Origin of the sequence: Brevibacillus sp. FSL K6-0770 (genome assembly GCF_038000275.1) — a bacterium.
GTDB lineage: Bacteria > Bacillota > Bacilli > Brevibacillales > Brevibacillaceae > Brevibacillus > Brevibacillus parabrevis.
Genome location: NZ_JBBOBQ010000001.1, coordinates 5,003,152 through 5,021,260 on the forward strand (window position 1 = coordinate 5,003,152; position 18,109 = coordinate 5,021,260).

Genomic DNA, 18,109 nt, shown 5'->3' on the forward strand with positions numbered 1-18,109 from the left:
CCCTAATCGTTCAATAAGCAGCTGCCCCGGTCAGGATGGCTGCCGCTCACTTCATTTTATAATGATATGTTCTTCGTGAATACATGTAATTGAGAAGAATTATCAACAACATCGTGACAGATCCGGCTAAATCCAGCAAGACGTCATTCACCATACCTGTCCGATCCGGGGTAAAAGTCTGATGCCACTCGTCCAGAACAGCCACAAGCAGGCTGCAAAAGGCGCTCCATGGCAGGGCGACCGCAAACGAAAGACGGTGGGAAAAAACGCGATAGAAGCTGAAAGCCAACAGCGCGAACACGGTAAAATGCGTTCCCTTGCGAATAAAAAACTCGATAAAGCCCGCCGCTCCCTTGTTCTCGACGCTGATTTCCTTGCCGGCATACGGAACGGATACCCCTTCCATCCGCTCATTCCAGCTTTGTTCATCGACTACCTTGGATATCGTACCCCGCAAATCTTGTTTGTAGTATGGCTGGGAGGACGACAGGAACAGTCCCACCAAAATCGCAGCCAACAGCAGATAATCCAAAAGCTTTTTCAATCGGCGCAAGCCAGGGTTCCCTCCTACACTCGGTTCTCCTCTCATCTTACCCGAGATTTCCCGAAAAGTCCTTGCCGAGCCTGTGAACAAAACCGTCGCGGCGGTTTTTCCTCTTTTCGGGAGCAAAAGTGGTGGGCGCAGGCGGTCGCGGCGGCTTTCCCTCTCTTCGGTAGCAAAAGCGTTGACCGCAAGCAGACGCGGCTGCTTTCCCTCTTTTCAGGAGCAAAAGCGTTGACCGCAAGCAGACGCAGCTGCTTTACGAATGCCGCTGAGCTGTTTTCACAGCAAAAAAAAGACGCCAGCCGTTACGGCTTGACGTCGTCTGTTCCCGTTGGCAACGGCAAGAAGTCCTCTTTTGCCAACTCTTTTTTCTTGTTTGCGGAACCATCCTGCGCTTCCTTGCGCATTTCTTGCGCCAGTTGCTGCTGTCTCTTTTTCCGCGCTCGTGCGTCACTGCGGCGAATCCGCTCATTTTCCTGCCAGTCCCGAATGCGGCGCACCAGGACGGGAATCGACACATCCGACTGGGCAGCCTCTCGCCATTCAGCCGCATGCTGCATGCCAGGCACAAGCACAAGAGTGGCAAACAGCGCGAACAATGTCCCGAACAACAAGGCACTGGCGAACGATACGAATGTTTGCCCATCCGCGAGCGAGCCTGCGGCAATCGGCAAGCTTGCCAGCACGATGGCGATCGCTATCGCTGCGGAAGTGGCCCACGAGCGCTGCATGCCGCTGCGCACTCCGTTCCAAATACTCGACTGCTCGCTGCTTGCTGCAAACATGTCATCGAGCTGAACCAAGGCCAGCGAGAGAAGCACAGCGCAAGCCGCAGCCACTCCGTAAAAGCCCATCAAATTCATCGGATGATCCAGCAAAAGCAGTCCCAGCGTGACGCCGCCCGACAACACAGGCAGCAAGAGGAGAGCAAACCAGCCATCCCGCGCCCGTCGTTGCACCAGAAGGCTGGTCAAGAGCACAAGCGCGACCATGGCGAGCATGACGATCAGACGTCCGCTCCAGTCTTTGTCATCGGACTGCTCTTCACGCAGTTTCTTCAGCTCATCCTCGTTCAGTATGGTGTAGCCTTTTGGAACCGTGATTTTTTCTTGCATGGCCAGCGGCAGATTGTACGCCATGCTGTCAATCCATCTTGCATCTGCGATGGCGCTGCTGACCTTGAACACGTACATGCCATCCTCCCGCTGATAAACCTGCGGCTGCTCCCCGCTCGACCAGTCGACCAGATCAGACAGGCGAACCGCCCCTTGCTGCGTGCGAATCAAAATATGTCTGACTTGTTCGGAATGGTCCATCCACTTGTCGGGAAAGCGGGCAACGACTGAAATATTGCGGTCGTTGACGAAAATGCTGCCCGCCTGTTTTTCCCCGAGATAGCTTTGCAGCTGGCGTTTGATTTCTTCCTCACTCACACGATAGCGCGCCAGCATGTCCGGTTTCGGGCGAATATCGATAAACGCGGTATTTTGCGCCGGACCGATCCGCTCATCTGTGACGATTTCCCGATTGTCTCTGTCCCGCCAGCTCATTTTTTGCAAGTAAACGAGAATTTCCTTGGCAATATGCTGCGTCGTCTCCATGGAAGGTCCCTTGACCGTGAACTCCAGGCGCGTCTTTTGCTCGCTGTTGACGACGAGCGCGAACGGGTCTGTCTGCGGAATGTCGCGGAGCTGCTTGTCCAGCTCCTTTTCCAGATCGTATACGGAGCGAGTCCACTTGGATTTGTCTGTCAGCTTGACATGCATGGTCAAGCGCTCGCGGGAGGCATCCGTATACAGATCAGCTACTTCCGGCAGTTGGCGCAGCCGTTCCTCCGCACTTTTCGCCGCTTTGATGGCATCGTCGATGTTGCTTTCCTGAACCATCGGCAGCGACAGTGTCTTCTCTTTTGGCGCTACTTGGGCAAAAGGATCGACTAGCACAAACGATTGCAAAAGCAAAACAAAAACAACCGATGCGACGAGTGTGAGTCCAAACGGCAAGTAGCCTTGCTGCACCATTTTCTCCCAACGGACCGTCAGAGCACGCGTCACTTTTCCCGGCGTTCGAGGGATGCTCTCTCCTGCGTCAGCTGGCTCCGGTTCCGCCAGCCATGTCGCTGTCAGTACCGGGATGATCCAGCCATACACCAGGGCAAAGCTCGCTGCGCCGAGAACGATGACAGGCCAGGCGTCAAACAGGACGGCTTTATCCTCCGCTTTGAGCATGTCTGTCATGACGATGGTGAACCAGGCCGCTGCCATCACCACGAGCGCGAGCAGCAGCGGCTTCACGACCGTCCAGGCTGTTTTCAGGCTTCCCGGGAGCGAATAGGCGCCAAGCCTGTCCAGGCGGGAAAAGAAAGTCGCGCCTGCGACGAGGTAGACAAGCACAAACACAAGCAGCGGCCCCAACGCGGAAAAGGTAAACTTCATTCCAAAGAGCCACATCGCCCCCAAAACGGTTCCGCTTGCCATGAATACAGCCAAAAGCGACAAGGCGGCAGGGCCGATCCTTTTCAAGGAAGCGAGCAGATAAAGCGCGATGAGAACAGCCGCCACGCCGACAAGCAATGTCAGCTGAGCAACCGCCGCAGAGATCGGTTGCGCCCGATCGTCGAACAATGTCAGCTCGTATTTGCCGCCTGCATCGGTATTCAGCTCCGCCATCATCTTCGCAGTCTCTTGCCGGATGGCAGGAACTTGCCCCACTTCCGAAGCGTAAACCGATATGCCGACTGCCGGAGAACCTTGATAAACGCTTATCTCCTCGCCTTTGCTTCCTCTTGTGTCGCGAATATCAGCGAGCGTTTTCAGCGGCACATACCCTTTGCCTGTAGAAATCAGTTGCTTGCCCAGCCCCTGCGGCCCTTCTGTCTGACTCGTCCAGGTAAAAGCTGTGCGATCCGCCGTCTTGCCAACCGTCCCGATTTGTTCGCGAATCACATCCTGCGGAAGCTGGCCCAGCACATCCTCAGGAGTCAAACCGTACGCCAGCAGCATCGACGGGCGAAAAACGATCTCGATCTGCTCCCGGACGGCTTGACCGTCGATCTCGACGCGAGCAATGCCCTGCGCCTGGATCAACTTTTCATAGACGGTATACCGCGCCACATCGGAGAGCGTCTGAACATCGCTGCCGTGAAGCAAGTAAAACCCGACCAAATTGTCTCCGAGCTTCTCCTGGCTAATGCTGTATTCCTTGACAGGCAGTGTCTTCATGATCTCGGACACCTTCTGCTCCAGGCGGTCCTTGTAGTCAGAGCCGAGATTTTCTGTCGTTTTGACCGTAATCGTTCCCGATCCGGCACGAGAATCAGAGGAAATCTGCACAGCACTGCCCAGCGCGCGTACCGCCTCCTCTACCTTCCGCGTTACGGATGACTCTACCTGATCCGCTGTCAGTCCTGACGCAGTCAGGTGAATCGTATACTCCGGCAATCCCCTGTCGGGAAACGTCGCCACATCCAGTCTGAACAAGGCGCCAATCGCGAGCAGACAGAGAAGCACGGCCTTCCAGCGGGCCAGAGCAGGCGCAATGGCTAAAAACGTTTTGTTATTCATCCGCCACCTTCACCGCCTCGCCGTCCACCACATAGGAAAGACCCGCCCCTACAATTTGGTCGCCCGGCTCAAGTCCCTCCAGAACTTCATAAAACGTACCGTGCAGCGCCCCTACTTTTACAGGCGTCTTTTCCACTGTGTTTTCCTTGATTTTCATTACGTAATATTCTTCATCGGAGATGCCGATGCTTGCGACCGGAACGATCGGCGCATTTTTTCCGGCTACCGGGTAGTGGCAAGTCACGGTCATGCCGCCTTTCCAGTTCGCGGCGCTTCCGTCGACGGTCACTTCAACCGGATAAGCCCCCACATTTTGATCCATGACAGGTGAAACAAAAGTCACTTTCCCTTCCGCCTCGCTGCCATCTGCCGATTTGACCTGCACCGTTGCTCCGGTTTGCCACAAGCCGATCTGCTCGCTGTCTACCTGAAGCTTGACGATCCAACTGCTCGTATCGACGAGGCGAATAACCTCGCTGCCCGGTCCGGTTTGTTCGGACGAAAGCTGCGAGACGGCTGCGACGACACCGGAAAAAGGCGCTTTCAGTACAGCATCGGCAGCCTCTTGCTTCGCGCGGCTGAGCTGAACGTTGGCCTGGCTCACACCGACCTGTGCCTCTTCGACATCCAGTCGGTCTGCGCCCTTCATCAGTTTGTTGTACGCGATCTCCTCTTCCTCCAGGCTGAGCTTGGCTTGCTTCTGTGCCAGAGCCAGCCTGTCCAGCTCGTCTTTGGCGATCGCCCCGTTTGCAAACAGAACAGTCGCTTGCGCATACTCCCGCTCCGCCTTCGCCGCAAGCTCCTTCGCCTTTTCCACCTGGAGCTTTCTCGTCTGAATCTCGTGGCTCTCCGGGCCTGACAGTGCCTTGCTGCGCCGGATATTCGCACTGGCTACTTGCCCGGCTGCCGCCTGAATCCCCGCTTGCAAACTGGATTGATCCAAGGTCGCCAAAGTTTGGCCCGCTTTCACGCTCGCCCCTTTCTGGACGAGAATGCTCGCGATTTTCCCGGAGGTGCCAAACGAAAGCCCCAGCTCCTGCTTCGGCATGACCACGCCTGCTGTCTCCAGCATTCGCGCTTCCTGGTTCTCTACTACTGTGTAAGCACTTACCGTTTTCACCTTGATTACAGTCTCTTCTTCCATCCGTTTAAGTTCTCCGGTTCTTTGATCCAGCTTTTCGCAGCCTGTCAAAAGCAGGACAACGATCGAGAGGCTAATCCATTTTTTCATACTTTCACTCCTGCACCCTTGCGTAATGCGCCTCCTGGTGGCAGCGTAGCCCCTGCTGACCCTTCGGCAAAAATCAACGGTTCTGAGCAATCATTAAGAAAAATAATTGACAAAATATATTTTACAGAAAATAAAAACAGTTGTATCACTTTTCTGTAATTTTTTATATTTTTTTATTATCGGCCGAACTTTCGTCACTTGTTTGTAACTCGTATCCTGTATGATGAAAGGGCGGAAATATTCAAGCAACTGTCCACTTGCTTGTGAGCGCTTACAAACTCTTTTTCTCGCGTCAACGACATTTTTTCATGGTGGGAGTGATCGTCATGGCAAAAATTTATTCTTCTTATGCGGACATCGTGGCTGATATTCACGATGGAGCTACACTGCTGGTAGGCGGCTTCGGGCTGGTCGGCATTCCGGAAAATCTGATCATCGCACTTCGCGACAAGGCCGTTAAAAATTTGACTGTCGTCTCCAACAACTGCGGCGTGGATGATTGGGGCCTCGGCCTGCTCCTGCGCGAAAAGCAAATCAAAAAAATGGTTTCCTCCTACGTCGGGGAAAACAAGGAATTTGAGCGTCAATTCCTCTCGGGAGAGCTTGAAGTAGAACTGACCCCGCAAGGTACGCTGGCAGAGCGCATCCGGGCTGGCGGCGCAGGCATCCCTGCTTTCTACACTCCGGCTGGCGTCGGCACCCCGATTGCCGAAGGACGGGAAACGCGTTCCTTCAACGGCAAGGAGTATTTGCTTGAGCATGGGATTACGGGCGATTTTGCGCTGATCAAAGCGTGGAAAGCTGACAAGATGGGGAATCTCGTCTTCCGCAAAACGGCGCAAAACTTCAATCCGATGATGGCTGCCGCCGGAAAAATCACGATTGTCGAAGTGGAAGAAATCGTGGAGACAGGCGAGCTGGACCCGGATCACATCCATACGCCAAGCGTGTACGTCCAGCGTCTGATTCTCGCTCCTTCGTTTGAAAAACGGATCGAGCGCCGCACGGTCCGCTCCTGACCTGACGATCGGATCACATACAAGCTCATTTTTAGGGAGGAAACCATTATGTCGCTTACTCGTGAGCAAATCGCCACTCGTGCTGCACAAGAAATCGAGGATGGCTTTTACGTAAACTTGGGAATCGGGATGCCTACACTGGTTGCCAACTACATCCCGGAAGGAAAAACTGTCGTCCTGCAATCGGAAAACGGGTTGCTCGGCATCGGGCCTTATCCGACCGAAGACGAACTTGATCCTGATCTGATCAATGCCGGAAAAGAAACCGTTACGGCGATACCGGGCGCTGCTTACTTTTCCAGCGCGGAATCTTTTGCGATGATCCGCGGCGGCCACATCGACCTCGCCATTTTGGGAGCGATGGAAGTTTCCGCCGAGGGTGACCTGGCAAACTGGATGATTCCGGGCAAAATGGTCAAGGGCATGGGCGGAGCCATGGATCTGGTGCATGGGGCGAAAAAAATCGTCGTCATCATGGACCATGTCAACAAGCATGGCGAGACGAAAATTTTGAACCAATGCGCGCTCCCGCTTACAGGCAAAAAAGTGATCAACCGCATCATCACGGACAGAGCCGTCCTCGATGTCACACCGGATGGACTCGTTCTGGTCGAAGTCGCGGAAGGCTACACCGCGGAAGACATCCAGGCATGCACCGAACCGAAGCTGATCATCTCGCCTGAGCTGAAAACGATCGGTCTGTAATCTTGTCTGCTCTCCTGCGCCGGAAAATGAAGCGCAGATGCATCATCGCCATACCCTCGGCCCCGGCTACCGCACAGGTGACGGGGTCTTTTCTTTGAGAGCTGCACCCGCGCAGTCGCTTCCTTCCCTCATTCGGTATATAATACGTACACAAAACCAAATTCCCAACATTTGAGAGGAAGAGATCAAGATGTCAGGAACAGTCGGTTGTCTTCTCATCCACGGATTCGCAGGAGACATCAACGACATTTTGCCGCTCGCCAAAGTGCTGCGCGAGGCTGGCTACCAGGTGGAATGCCCTACTCTGGAAGGACACGGGACGACTCGCCGCCAAATGGCACGGAGCACGCGCAACGACTGGCTTCGCTCTGCCGAAGAAGGCTACAAGCGCCTGTCCATGCGCGCCGAGACGATCGTCATCATCGGCTTTTCCATGGGCGGCCTGCTCGCTTTTCATCTGACGACCCGCTACCCTGTCGAGCTGTTAATCACCATCAACACACCATATAAATACTGGGATGTAAAAGAAGCCTTGCACTATTTGCGCGAAGACTTCCCCACCCATTCGCGCCGCTACATAAGAAGCATCGGCCGCATCCCGGTCAGCAGCATGCTCCAGTTTCGCCGACTGTTGTCCGAAACAAAGCCGCTTTTGCGCCAGGTGAAGACGCCGTATTACTTGTTGCAAGCGATGCGCGACGATACGGTCCACGCCGTCAGCGCGCAACTGCTCGCAACCAGCGTGGACCAATCCGCTTCGCCGCAAATCACCTGGTACGAGCATTCGAATCACATGCTTTTGCACGGCCCGGACAAGGAAGCGGCGATTCACGATGTGCTCGCGACGCTCAAGGAACGCTTCCCTGACTCCCCTGCCCTCGTCTGACGCTCCAAGACAGCGCGATCAGGAAGAGCGCAATCGAGAGTCCGAGGTACATGACGGGCAGGCCCGCGTGCTCATCCAGCCAAAACGCAATCAGCGGACCCAAAGCAGCTCCGAGATCGGTAATGACGGAGTAGCAGGTCATCACGGCCGTGCTGTTTGTCTGTCCGGCTGCTTCGTCGGCCGCCAGCGTATCCATTACGGTCGTGATGATCGTCGCCGTCAACTGGATGCCGAGCAAAACCGCGAGCCACGCCTCCAGAGGCAGACCGCCCTGAATGCAGGCAAACAGGAGCGAGCCTGTCAAAAGGGTCGCGACGAACATTTTTCTCCGGCCGTATCGGTCCGCCAGCCTGCCGACTACCGGGGCTGCCCACGGTTCCCAGCACCAGCGAACGCCTTGGGCCAGACTGGAAAGAACAGCGGCTCCCAGCACCAAGCCCCCAAGCACAAGCAGCGGTGTTCGCTGCTCGATGAGCCTGCTCAATGTCGAGGCAAACATCCCTTGATACACCATGGTGACCAAAAGCGCGGTCAGCATGGTCTTTTGTATGCTTGCCTGCCGCCACAAACTTCGTGACGGTGACGCCCCTGTCTCCTCCACATCTACCGCCGTCCGGTTGGTGAAGCTCGGGCGAATAAACAGGAAGACGAGCACAAGGGCAACAAGCGAACAGCAGGCGAGCACGAGCGCAGCAGGCAACAGGCCATACCAGGTGGCGAACAGCGCTCCGGCGAGCATCCCGCCAAGGCTGCCCAGACGATACAAGCCGTTGTACAACCCCATCAGTTGTCCGCGGTTATGTCTTTCCGCCACCGTCACAATCAACGAGTAAGCTCCCAGCCGCAAAAACGTCCAGGCGACACCCCACAAGGAACGCATCGCCAGCCACAGCCAAAAACCTTGAAAGCCGTACGACAAAGTCGTCACAAAAGCCAAAATGACCGCCACCACCAGCCCGGCACGCCCGCCTGTCCGTTCGTACCATTTTCCGACCAGCGGGCCGAGCGGAACACGGATCAAGCGGTTGATCGACAACAGCACGCCTACTTCCCACAGCGAGTCCAGCCCGGCCTCCTTCCAATAGAGCGGCAAAACCACGTACAGCATGGAATCCCCCAGCATGCAAAGCGCTGTGATCAAAGCCACAGCGATGACTTGCCTTCTCCCGCTGATTTCTCTCATCTTTTGTTTGCTCCTTTACTCCTTGCCTTCTATCGCTTACCATACAAGGAATCATTCATCCGATCTAATACATATTCATACACGATTCATAAGTAATGATTATGAATGAAGGAGCGAGCAGCCAAATGAACCTGCATGCCTTGCGCATTTTTGTCGAAGTCGCCTCACACCAAAGTGTCACTGCCGCGGCAGAAGCGCTCGCGATCAGCCAGCCTGCCGTAAGCGCCCAAATCCGCAAACTGGAGAACGAGTTGGGCTTATCGCTGCTCGCTCCCGACGGGCGGGGAATTTCGCTCACCGATGAAGGGCGGTTTCTGTTTGAAAAAGCTCGCCGCATCTACGACTGGGAACGGGAAATCGAATCCCAGCTGGCCGAGATCAGACAGGGCGAAAAAGGCAAGCTGCGCATCGCTTCCACCTACTTGCCCTCGAACTACCTCGTCCCGAAGTGGCTGGCTGAATTTAAACAGCACTACGAGCATGTCGACGTGGAAATCCGCACCCGCAATTCGCTGCAATCGATTGAGCTACTGCTGAGCTGCCAGGTCGATCTCGCCATCGTCATCAAAGAAGCGTGGGAGGATGATCTGCCCATCGATCGCGTCCACATGACAGATGTGCTCTACTGGTTCATCCTCCCCGCAGCCCATCCGTTGGCAGGCAAAGAAATCAGCATCGAGCAGCTCTTCCAGGAACCTTTTTTGCTCCGCGAACAAGGCAGTTCCACGCGCGAATGGCTGTTCTCCCTCTGCCGCGAGTACGGCGTCAGACGCCCGCGGGTCGGGCTGCAATACCACGGACTGATCGAGTCGATCCAATCTGTACGTGCAGGGTACGGAACGATGCTGGCCCCGGCGCTTGCTGTCGAGGAAATGGTCGAGCGCAACGAAATCGGGCGCGTAACCGTGCCCGGCGTCGAGATCAAGCGCCCGGTCTACATCTGCACGCGTGCAGGGGAAAGCAGCCATCGTCCTGTGGTGGAGCGGTTTTTGGCGATGCTTGTTGGCAAAAACAATTCATTTGCAAAGCAAAAATAACCAGCAGAAAAGTGCCGTGGCAAGCAAAAAGCAGAAATTTCAAGAATGTGAATTGACTTTAATATTTTCAAATGTTAGTTTGAATAAATGGATTAAATTTACATTTTTTGGAAGGGTGATATTATGCTTTCAAGAAAGCTTGCTGCTTTTTCAATTTTAGTTAGTAGTTTATTGGTTTCTGGTGGAGGCTCTGCTTTGGCAGAAGCGCCAACGATTACGTACGATAAAATCAGAAACCTGGAAATCAAAGAAATAACCTGGAATACTCCTGTTGAGTACGATTTTCAACCTCTTCCCCCAAAAGAAGACCGTATAAGCCCAAGGGCTATTCCTGATGAAACTGTATATGAAGTGGATCGAAACGAAACATACAGAGTGAAAGGAACGACGTTCGAGCTTATCAACAGAGGAACTTTGCCAGATAGCCTGAGTAGAAGTGTTTCAAGAAAAACTTTTCTGACCTTTAAGGGTAGCGCAACGTATGAAGCTAAAGTGAACTGGGGCTTGATAGAGGGAAAAGCCGGGGTCACTGCTGAGGTGTCATTTGGAACCGATACTACTGAAACAACCACTATGAATTGGAATATTGCGCCTAAATCGATCACTGTAATCGAATACGGTTCAAAGGCTGTTAGATCTGTCGGAAATCTTGTTACGTATTCTGGAAAAAACGTGAAGAAAAAATCTTACGTAGATACCAAATATTCGTATATGGAGTACTCTGACAAGAGTCAAAGAGATCTCTAATGTTTGCACCCAAGATTACTTTTTCCATAATGGTATCCAGTTTATTTCTTGTAATTTCCCTTCTCATGAGTGGCTGTGAAATGTCCTCCTCTTCTGATTCTGCAGAAAAAATCAACGAAGCTTCGGTAGAGAAGAAACACTTCCGATCAGTCACGGATTACCATCAGGAAATAAATGGACAAAATCTAAAAAACTCTGTACTTGGCATTACTAAACAAGATGGAACGGCCACTTTAGAAATGACCATTCATATCTCTGATTATTTGATTGACAAAATGCTAAATACGGAAGAGCCTTACTATTTCACTTATGGAGATATGCCAGGAGAAAAAACAATCGCGAAATTGTTAGTGGAATCCCCTTCTGTATTAACTATAGAGTTAAATAGAACACAGAAGACATATACGATTTCACAACAAATCAAGTTAAAAGAATCCCTATCGGCGGAAGAGGAACAAGCACTTCTTTCTCCCCAAAACTACGTGTTACAAGTGTTAAATGAAGAAAAACTTGCTGTTTCCACTTTTATCGGTCTGGATATTGCAACTATTATCGAATAGCAGTGAAAGCAACCGCATCTATCCCCTTGTTTAATAGACTGCTCCCAAAGCAGGTCACTGCCTAGGAATCAGTCTTTTTCGTGATGAACTGGCATAAACCGCTGAGTGACGAACGATGATAGCCATCATGCTTTTCTCACCACCAATTGACTTCTCAACCGCCTTCCGCTAAAATGAATGATAATCAGTCATTTTCGATTGGAGAGTCGGACTCATGGATAAAAAGGAAAAGATCATTCAAGCGTCCATCGAAGCGTTCAAGGAAAAAGGCATCGAAAAAACCAAGATCGCCGACATTGCCCAAAAAGCGGGCATCGCGCATGGAACGTTTTATCTTTACTTCCCTTCCAAACTGTCTGTCATGCCTGCCATCGCCGAGCAGATGGTCGTGCAATTCATGAAAAAGATCGAGGCGGCGATTGCTCCCGAAGCTCCCTTGCAAGAGCAGCTGAGCCAACTCGTAGATGCCATTTTCCAGGTTACCGCTGAATACCGCGACGTTTCCGTCCTAATTTACGCGGGCCTGTCTACGACGGAACACATCAGCCAGTGGGAGACGATCTACACTCCCCTGTACGATCTGGTGGCTTCCATGCTGGAAGCGGACAAAAAGCGCAAGCTTGTCCGCGACACGCTGAATCCGGCTCTTGCCGCGAAGCTGCTGATCGGACTGATCGAGTCTGCGGCCGAGCAAGTCTACCTGTACGCAGGATATGACGCTGAAAACGAGGCCAAACAAAAAGCTGAATTGCTGACCCTCCTGGAACATGCTTTGCGTCCGTAAAGTATGTTTTCTTTTGAGGGAAAATGACTGAATATCATTCATTTTTTGAGGTGTATAGAAGATGAGAAAATACTGGATGTATGTGATGATGACGTGTTTGCTGGAAATGGTCTGGGTGTACGGCTTCAGTACCGCCCAGTTTTTGTGGCAGTGGGCACTGCTGGTGGCCGTGATTATTGTCGACTTCTACTTTTTGACCAAGTCGTGTGAAGGCTTGCCGACAGGCACCGTATACGCGATCTTTGCAGGCGCTGGCTCTGTCGGAACCGTGCTCATGGACTTCTTTTTGTTCGGCGGCAGCATGAACGTGCTGAAACTGCTCTTCATCGCGCTGCTCGTGCTGGGAGTCATCGGCTTGAAGCTGGCTGACAATCGAGGAGAAAAAGAGGTGCATCAATAATGGGTTGGCTGTTTGTCTTTCTCGCTGCTAGTTGTGAAATCGTCGGAGTGGTAGGCTTGAAGCTGTTCAGTCAAAAGAAGAACGCGCTCCATACCGCTTTGTTTGCAGGCGGGTTCGCCCTGTCCTTCGCTTTTTTGTACCAGGCGTTCAACTACCTGCAACTGAGCGTGGCCTATGCCGTCTGGATCGGGATCGGTACGGCAGGCGCTGTTTTGCTCAATATGATTTTCTTCGGCGAATCGCGAAGCGTAGCCCGTATCGCCAGTTTGCTCCTGATCATCGTGGGCGTGACTGGTTTGAAGCTTGTGTCCTGACCTAAGTCCTAAGCCTAAAAGAAACGGTCGTCGAAGCGAGACTTCTTCCCCCTTTGGACATCGCCTTTAACGCGCCAAACAAAAAAGCTTCCCTGCCTGGGGAAGCTTTTTCCTGTTGATCCTGCTGAACGCCTAATCGCTTCAACCTGTTACGGGAAAACGATCGTCTTGTTGCCGTAAACCAGTACGCGATCTTCTAGATGCCAGCGGACAGCCCGCGCCAATACGGTGCGCTCTACCTGGCGTCCGAGCTGCTTCAACGCTTCCACATCCTCCTGGTGCGATACGCGTTGCACGTCCTGCTCGATAATCGGCCCCGCATCCAGCTCCTCGGTGACGTAATGCGCCGTCGCCCCGATCAGCTTCACGCCGCGGCGGTACGCCTGCTCGTACGGCTTCGCTCCCACGAAAGCCGGGAGGAACGAATGGTGGATGTTGATGATCCGCATCGCGTAGTCTGTGAGAAAACGCGGAGACAAGATCTGCATATAGCGGGCCAGGACGATCAGATCGACGCCCTCCGCCGCCTCCAGCTGCTCTTGCTCAGCCTGCGGCTTGTTGTCCTTCATCACCGGGATGCAGCGGTACGGGATGCCAAAAGACTCCACCGTCTCCTGCATGTCCGGGTGATTGCTGACAACCACCGAAATGTCTGCGTGCAGCTCGCCGGACTTCCAGCGCCAGAGCAGTTCCAGCAAACAGTGATCTTCCTTGGAAACAAACAGGGCGACTTTTTTGCGCTTGTTCGCTTCCACCAGCGACCAGTCCATGCTGAAGCTTTCCGCTACCTGACTGAACTCGGCCTTGATCGCTTCAAAGCGCTCCTCCAGGTTGATCAGATCAAATTCGATCCGCATGAAAAAGCGGCCTGTTTCCGGGTCTGTCGTGTACTGGTCAGACTGAACGATATTCGCGCCTTGCTGAAACAAAAAGTTCGATACAGCCGCCACGATTCCCGCGCGGTCCGGGCATGAAATGAGCATGCGCGCACGGTCTTTGTTTTTTTCCCGATACGCGAGCCAGTCTCTCTCTGATAACAAATGCATGGTTTCTCTCTCCTCCAAAAGCAAACAGCAAAAAGTTGTTTGCAATTATACCACTTTGCGGCCTTTCTGTTACAGCCAATTAGAGAGAAAACGTTCCCTTATCGATAAAATCTCATTTGCCAATTCCGTTCAACAAAATATCTACGGTCAAAGCGATCTGTTCTTCATCGCTATAATGGGCGTAATCTTCCTTGTCCAGCACCTGGCGGAACAGCACCATTCCGATCAAGGAAGACAGCACGACCCGAAACACAGCCTGGCTCGGCAGTGGACGCAGCTCGCCCGCGTCGATTTTGGCTTCGATCAGCTTTTGCACCATTGCTTTTGCGTCTTCAAATACGGTTGCGATCAGCGCTTCCCGAATCTCCGGATGGAAAAACGCCTCCTGCAGCAAGATGCGGATGTGCTTCTCGTTGGCACCGACCAGATTCAAGCGATTGCGGTACAGCTCCGCCACGATTTCTCCGAACGGCTTTTGCGCCTGCTCCCGGAAAATCTCGCGCAAGTCCTTCAAGATGAACGGTGCCGCGAACTTCACCAGAACAGGGGCGACAACCGCAAGCAAGATGTCTTTTTTCGATTTGTAATGACGGAAAATCGTTCCTTCGGCCACTCCTGCCTCTTTGGCGATCTCCGCGGTTGAGCTGGCGTGAAATCCTTTTTCCGCAAACAGCTTGACAGAGGCTCGCAAAATATTGCGCTGCTTCTCCGTCATCTCGCTCTCGTCCTTCAGCTCCTCCACATATTGCAACAGGCCCTCTTCAAACGATGGCGGCTTGTTCATACGTCACGTACGCTCCTCTATTCAATCTTCTTGCGGAACCTTCCGATGGCGACAGCCAAAATCAGCAGACTGAATGCTCCCATCCCGACGATGTCTTTCCAGAGCGCCTCGGCGCCCACGCCTTTCAAAAAGATTCCGCGCAGAATTTCCAGAAAATAAGTCAACGGGACCAGCCCGCCCAACCATTGTATCACGACAGGCATCGAATCGCGCGGGAACATGAAGCCGGACAAAAGCACGCTGGGCAGAATGAGTGCGAAAGCCATCTGCATCGCTTGCAGCTGTGTCTTCGCTACCGTAGAGATAAAAATCCCGAGGAGCAGCGTCGTCACGAGAAACAGGACTGACAAGGCGACCAACAGGCCGATGCTGCCTTTGACAGGCACCCCGAACCAGGCTGTTCCGACCAGGAGCACGAGACAAAAGGAGAACAGGCCGACACCGACGTACGGCGTAATTTTGCCCAGCATCAGCTCCAACGGACGAATCGGCGTCACCACGAGCTGCTCCATCGTTCCCCGTTCTTTTTCGCGCACGAGTGAAAAGGCGGTCAAGATCATCGTGACATTTTGCATAATCAGCCCGATCAAGCCCGGGATGTTGAAGACGATGCTTTCCATATTCGGGTTGAACAGCACCCGTGTATCCAGCTCAAGCGGCAGTTGCAGCTCGCCCAGCCCTTGTTTTTGCAGATTTTTTTCCTGGAGCGCGATCGCCTGATGCTGCACGATCAGTTGGGCGTTGGACATGGCGGTGCGCGCGATATTCGGATCAGAGCCGTTAATGAGCAGCTGGATGTGGGCTGGCTCGCCCCGATCTTTTTTGCGCGTGTAGTCCGGCCCGATCACCAAGCCTACGTCCACCGTGCCTTCGTCGAGCATCGCTTCCAGCTCGCGGTACCCGCTAACACTGGCTGTTGCCTGAAAAATTTCCGTGTGGACAAACTGCTCGACCAACTCCCGGCTTGCCGCAGAAGGACTTTGGTTCCAGACTGCCATCTTGATGTCGCTCACGTCTGTATTGACGGCGTAGCCGAACAAAAACAGCAGCATTAGCGGCATGACCAGGGCAATCGCCAGACTGGGCCGATCGCGCTTGATCTGGATCACTTCTTTTTTGACGACGGACCAGTAGCGCTCCCAGACGAACCGCTTCATCGCGCTCCCCCCTCTGCTGCCTGCCTCGCTTCCTCCCGCCGTACCAGCTCGATAAACACGTCCTCCAGATTGTTCGCTTCCATGCGCTCAATCAATTCCCCGGGAGTTCCTTCGGCAAGCAAATTGCCAAAGAAAATGAAGCCGATCCAGTCGCACGTCTGGGCCTCATCCATGTAGTGCGTGGTCACGAGCACAGTAATTCCTTGCTTCGCCAGCTCGTGAATGACGTCCCAAAAAATGCGCCGGGACACCGGATCGACTCCCGCGGTCGGCTCATCCAAAATCAACAGCTCCGGCTTGTGCAGCAAAGCGCAGGACAAGGCAAGACGCTGCTTCCAGCCGCCGGACAACGAGCCTGCCAGTTGCTTCTCGCGTCCTGTCAAACCAGCCATCTCGATCAGCTCGGCTTTTCGCTGCTTGCGCTCTGCTGCGCCAAGCTGATACACGCCCGCGTAAAAATCGAGATTTTCTTCCACTGTCAAATCTTCATACAGGCTGAACTTTTGCGACATGTAGCCGATTCGCTGCTTGATCTCCTCGCTCTGTGTCATCACGTCGTAGCCAAGCACCGTGCCGCTGCCAGTCGTGGGCGTCATCAGCCCGCACAGCATGCGAATCGTCGTCGACTTGCCCGAGCCGTTCGGGCCGAGGAAGCCGTAGATCGAACCTTTTGGCACTGTCAAAGTCAGCTGGTTGACGGCGATGCGCTCTCCGAAACGCTTTGTCAGTTGCTGGCACTCAATGGCGACGTTCATTGGGCGTTCTCTCCTTCTGGCAACAGCACGTCTGCTGGCATTCCCGGCTTGATTTTCTCCTGCCCTTTTGCCACGTCAATCGTCACCGCAAAAACGAGCTTCGTCCGCTCATCTTGCGTCTGCACATTTTTCGGGGTAAATTCCGCCTTTTCCGAAATCCGGCTGATCGTCCCTTTAAACGTCTCGTTCGGATACGCGTCCACCTGTATGCCGACTTCCTGCCCTTTTTGCACGCGATTCAGCTGCGCTTCCGGGATGTAGACGACAAGTTTGAGCTGATCGGCCTTCATCATCGTGAACAGCGTAGCTCCGGTTTTCGCCACTTCGCCCTGCTCGACGGAGGACCGCAACAACACGCCGTCCTCTGCTGCGACTACCCGGGTCTTGTCCAGTTGCAGCATCGCCTGGTCGAGCCTGGCCTGAGCCTGCTCCTGCGCGGCAAGCAAAGCGCGGATCGTATAGACCGTGCTGCCTTCCCGGGCCAAATCAAGCTCTGCCTGCGCCCCTTGCTCCTGCGCCTTGGCTGTGCCGATCTGGGCTGCCGCCGCAGCTGCCTCCTCCTCTGCCGAGCTGTACGCCGCTTTGACTTGCGCCACTTGTGCCGTCCACTGGTTCAACTGCGTCGTCGCCTGGTTCACCGCTTCTTTTTGCATGTCCAGGTCTTTTTGCGAGATCGCGCCTTTTTCGTACAGAGCCGTCACTTCCTGAAGCCGTTTTTGCTGAAAATGCAGCGTCTCCTCTGCTCCCTCGCGCTGCGCCTCGACCTGCGCCAACTGCTGTCTCGCTCTGGCAATCCCCGCTTCGGCCTGGCTGCTTCTGGCCTGTGCCAAGCGGATGTTGGCGTTCGCTTGCTGGACGGCTGCCACTCCCTTCTGAATCGTCTGGTCGCGGGAGCCTGCCTTCGCTTCCTCCAGTTTGGCTTTTGCCTGTTCCAATGCTGCTTTCGCTTCTGCGACGCTGATCTGGTAGCTGCGCTGATCGATTTCCGCCAGCACTTCGCCTTTTTTCACCGTGCTTCCTTCCTCGGCGATCACCCTCGTCACCGTCCCGCCTACTTCTGCCACGACAGGCCATTCATCTGCTTCAATCGTTCCGGACAAAGACGGCTGCTTTTCGCCGAACAGCCCGCAACCAGACAAGGCAAGAGCCAGACTGCCGATCCATACCGTGCGCAAAATACGCTTCATGCAACATCTCCTCGTTTCGTATAATAGTGAGCGCTCACTTTTACTGATGTGTAAAAAAAAGAGCGCGTTTTCGCTTGCTTTTGCATGTTCATGGGGGATTCGTTTATCCATGATGGCTGGTTATCATTTTGCAAAACACAAAAGCGAGTGATTACTCACTTTTATACTCTGAGTATATGCCCCTTCCGCCCGACATGCAATCGCTTT

The 18,109-nt window shown here is 53.7% G+C and carries 18 protein-coding genes; 9 read left to right on the forward strand and 9 right to left on the reverse strand.

What is annotated here, in order from left to right:
* Positions 1 to 46: 46 nt before the first annotated feature.
* The 3 genes from NST23_RS23810 to NST23_RS23820 form a co-directional block, all read right to left on the reverse strand.
* Complete coding sequence (locus NST23_RS23810; RefSeq protein ID WP_122964360.1) at positions 47 to 553, reverse strand: VanZ family protein; 507 nt, start codon at positions 551 to 553, stop codon at positions 47 to 49.
* Positions 554 to 849: 296 nt separating this feature from the next.
* The gene (locus NST23_RS23815; RefSeq protein ID WP_340964694.1) at positions 850 to 4,107 is read right to left on the reverse strand and encodes an efflux RND transporter permease subunit; all 3,258 of its coding nucleotides are present in this window, start codon (positions 4,105 to 4,107) and stop codon (positions 850 to 852) included.
* Positions 4,100 to 5,338 (reverse strand): efflux RND transporter periplasmic adaptor subunit, encoded by a 1,239-nt coding sequence (locus NST23_RS23820; protein ID WP_280648595.1) that lies wholly within the window; start codon positions 5,336 to 5,338, stop codon positions 4,100 to 4,102. The genes NST23_RS23815 and NST23_RS23820 overlap by 8 nt, the downstream gene beginning before the upstream one ends.
* Positions 5,339 to 5,664: 326 nt before the next feature.
* Here NST23_RS23820 and NST23_RS23825 point away from each other — a divergent pair, with 326 nt between their 5' ends.
* From NST23_RS23825 to NST23_RS23835, 3 genes are all read left to right on the forward strand, one after another.
* A complete protein-coding gene (locus NST23_RS23825) occupies positions 5,665 to 6,357 on the forward strand; it encodes a CoA transferase subunit A (protein WP_122964357.1) in 693 nt (230 codons plus the stop codon).
* A 48-nt stretch (positions 6,358 to 6,405) separates the two neighbouring features.
* Positions 6,406 to 7,062, forward strand: coding sequence for a CoA transferase subunit B (locus tag NST23_RS23830; protein WP_063230888.1), 657 nt, complete (start codon positions 6,406 to 6,408; stop codon positions 7,060 to 7,062).
* 190 nt (positions 7,063 to 7,252) lie between these two features.
* Positions 7,253 to 7,948 carry an alpha/beta hydrolase gene (locus tag NST23_RS23835; protein WP_122964356.1) on the forward strand — a complete coding sequence of 232 codons (696 nt, stop codon included), beginning with the start codon at positions 7,253 to 7,255 and terminating at the stop codon, positions 7,946 to 7,948.
* On the opposite strand, the gene NST23_RS23840 is transcribed toward NST23_RS23835, so the two are convergent.
* Positions 7,911 to 9,131 (reverse strand): MFS transporter, encoded by a 1,221-nt coding sequence (locus tag NST23_RS23840; protein WP_340964695.1) that lies wholly within the window; start codon positions 9,129 to 9,131, stop codon positions 7,911 to 7,913. The two genes, NST23_RS23835 and NST23_RS23840, sit on opposite strands and share 38 nt — an antisense overlap.
* A gap of 125 nt (positions 9,132 to 9,256) precedes the next feature.
* Between NST23_RS23840 and NST23_RS23845 the strand changes: the two genes are divergently transcribed.
* The 6 genes from NST23_RS23845 to NST23_RS23870 all read left to right on the forward strand — a co-directional run bounded on the left by NST23_RS23845 (position 9,257) and on the right by NST23_RS23870 (position 12,973).
* Positions 9,257 to 10,168, forward strand: a complete 912-nt coding sequence (locus NST23_RS23845) for a LysR family transcriptional regulator (RefSeq protein WP_340964697.1) — start codon at positions 9,257 to 9,259, stop codon at positions 10,166 to 10,168.
* Positions 10,169 to 10,291: 123 nt separating this feature from the next.
* Positions 10,292 to 10,915: a hypothetical protein gene (locus NST23_RS23850; RefSeq protein WP_340964699.1), complete on the forward strand. Its 624-nt coding sequence runs from the start codon at positions 10,292 to 10,294 to the stop codon at positions 10,913 to 10,915.
* Positions 10,915 to 11,475 carry a hypothetical protein gene (locus NST23_RS23855; protein ID WP_254456824.1) on the forward strand — a complete coding sequence of 187 codons (561 nt, stop codon included), beginning with the start codon at positions 10,915 to 10,917 and terminating at the stop codon, positions 11,473 to 11,475. The genes NST23_RS23850 and NST23_RS23855 overlap by 1 nt, the downstream gene beginning before the upstream one ends.
* 214 nt (positions 11,476 to 11,689) lie before the next feature.
* Entirely contained in the window at positions 11,690 to 12,259 is a 570-nt protein-coding gene (locus NST23_RS23860; RefSeq protein WP_281868641.1) for a TetR family transcriptional regulator, read from the forward strand.
* A gap of 61 nt (positions 12,260 to 12,320) precedes the next feature.
* Positions 12,321 to 12,659, forward strand: coding sequence for a DMT family transporter (locus NST23_RS23865; RefSeq protein WP_063230881.1), 339 nt, complete (start codon positions 12,321 to 12,323; stop codon positions 12,657 to 12,659).
* Complete coding sequence (locus NST23_RS23870) at positions 12,659 to 12,973, forward strand: DMT family transporter (RefSeq protein WP_122964350.1); 315 nt, start codon at positions 12,659 to 12,661, stop codon at positions 12,971 to 12,973. Before NST23_RS23865 ends, NST23_RS23870 begins: the two co-directional genes overlap by 1 nt.
* A gap of 149 nt (positions 12,974 to 13,122) precedes the next feature.
* Here NST23_RS23870 and purU read toward each other — a convergent pair whose 3' ends face one another.
* From purU to NST23_RS23895, 5 genes are all read right to left on the reverse strand, one after another.
* Positions 13,123 to 14,019, reverse strand: a complete 897-nt coding sequence (gene purU / locus NST23_RS23875; RefSeq protein WP_173596667.1) for a formyltetrahydrofolate deformylase — start codon at positions 14,017 to 14,019, stop codon at positions 13,123 to 13,125.
* A gap of 112 nt (positions 14,020 to 14,131) precedes the next feature.
* On the reverse strand, positions 14,132 to 14,803 hold the full coding sequence (locus NST23_RS23880) for a TetR/AcrR family transcriptional regulator (protein ID WP_173596666.1): 672 nt from the start codon (positions 14,801 to 14,803) through the stop codon (positions 14,132 to 14,134).
* 17 nt (positions 14,804 to 14,820) lie between these two features.
* On the reverse strand, positions 14,821 to 15,960 hold the full coding sequence (locus NST23_RS23885) for an ABC transporter permease (RefSeq protein ID WP_122964347.1): 1,140 nt from the start codon (positions 15,958 to 15,960) through the stop codon (positions 14,821 to 14,823).
* Positions 15,957 to 16,715: an ABC transporter ATP-binding protein gene (locus NST23_RS23890; protein WP_173596665.1), complete on the reverse strand. Its 759-nt coding sequence runs from the start codon at positions 16,713 to 16,715 to the stop codon at positions 15,957 to 15,959. Before NST23_RS23890 ends, NST23_RS23885 begins: the two co-directional genes overlap by 4 nt.
* Positions 16,712 to 17,902 (reverse strand): HlyD family secretion protein, encoded by a 1,191-nt coding sequence (locus NST23_RS23895; RefSeq protein WP_122964345.1) that lies wholly within the window; start codon positions 17,900 to 17,902, stop codon positions 16,712 to 16,714. The genes NST23_RS23890 and NST23_RS23895 overlap by 4 nt, the downstream gene beginning before the upstream one ends.
* Positions 17,903 to 18,109: the final 207 nt, after the last annotated feature.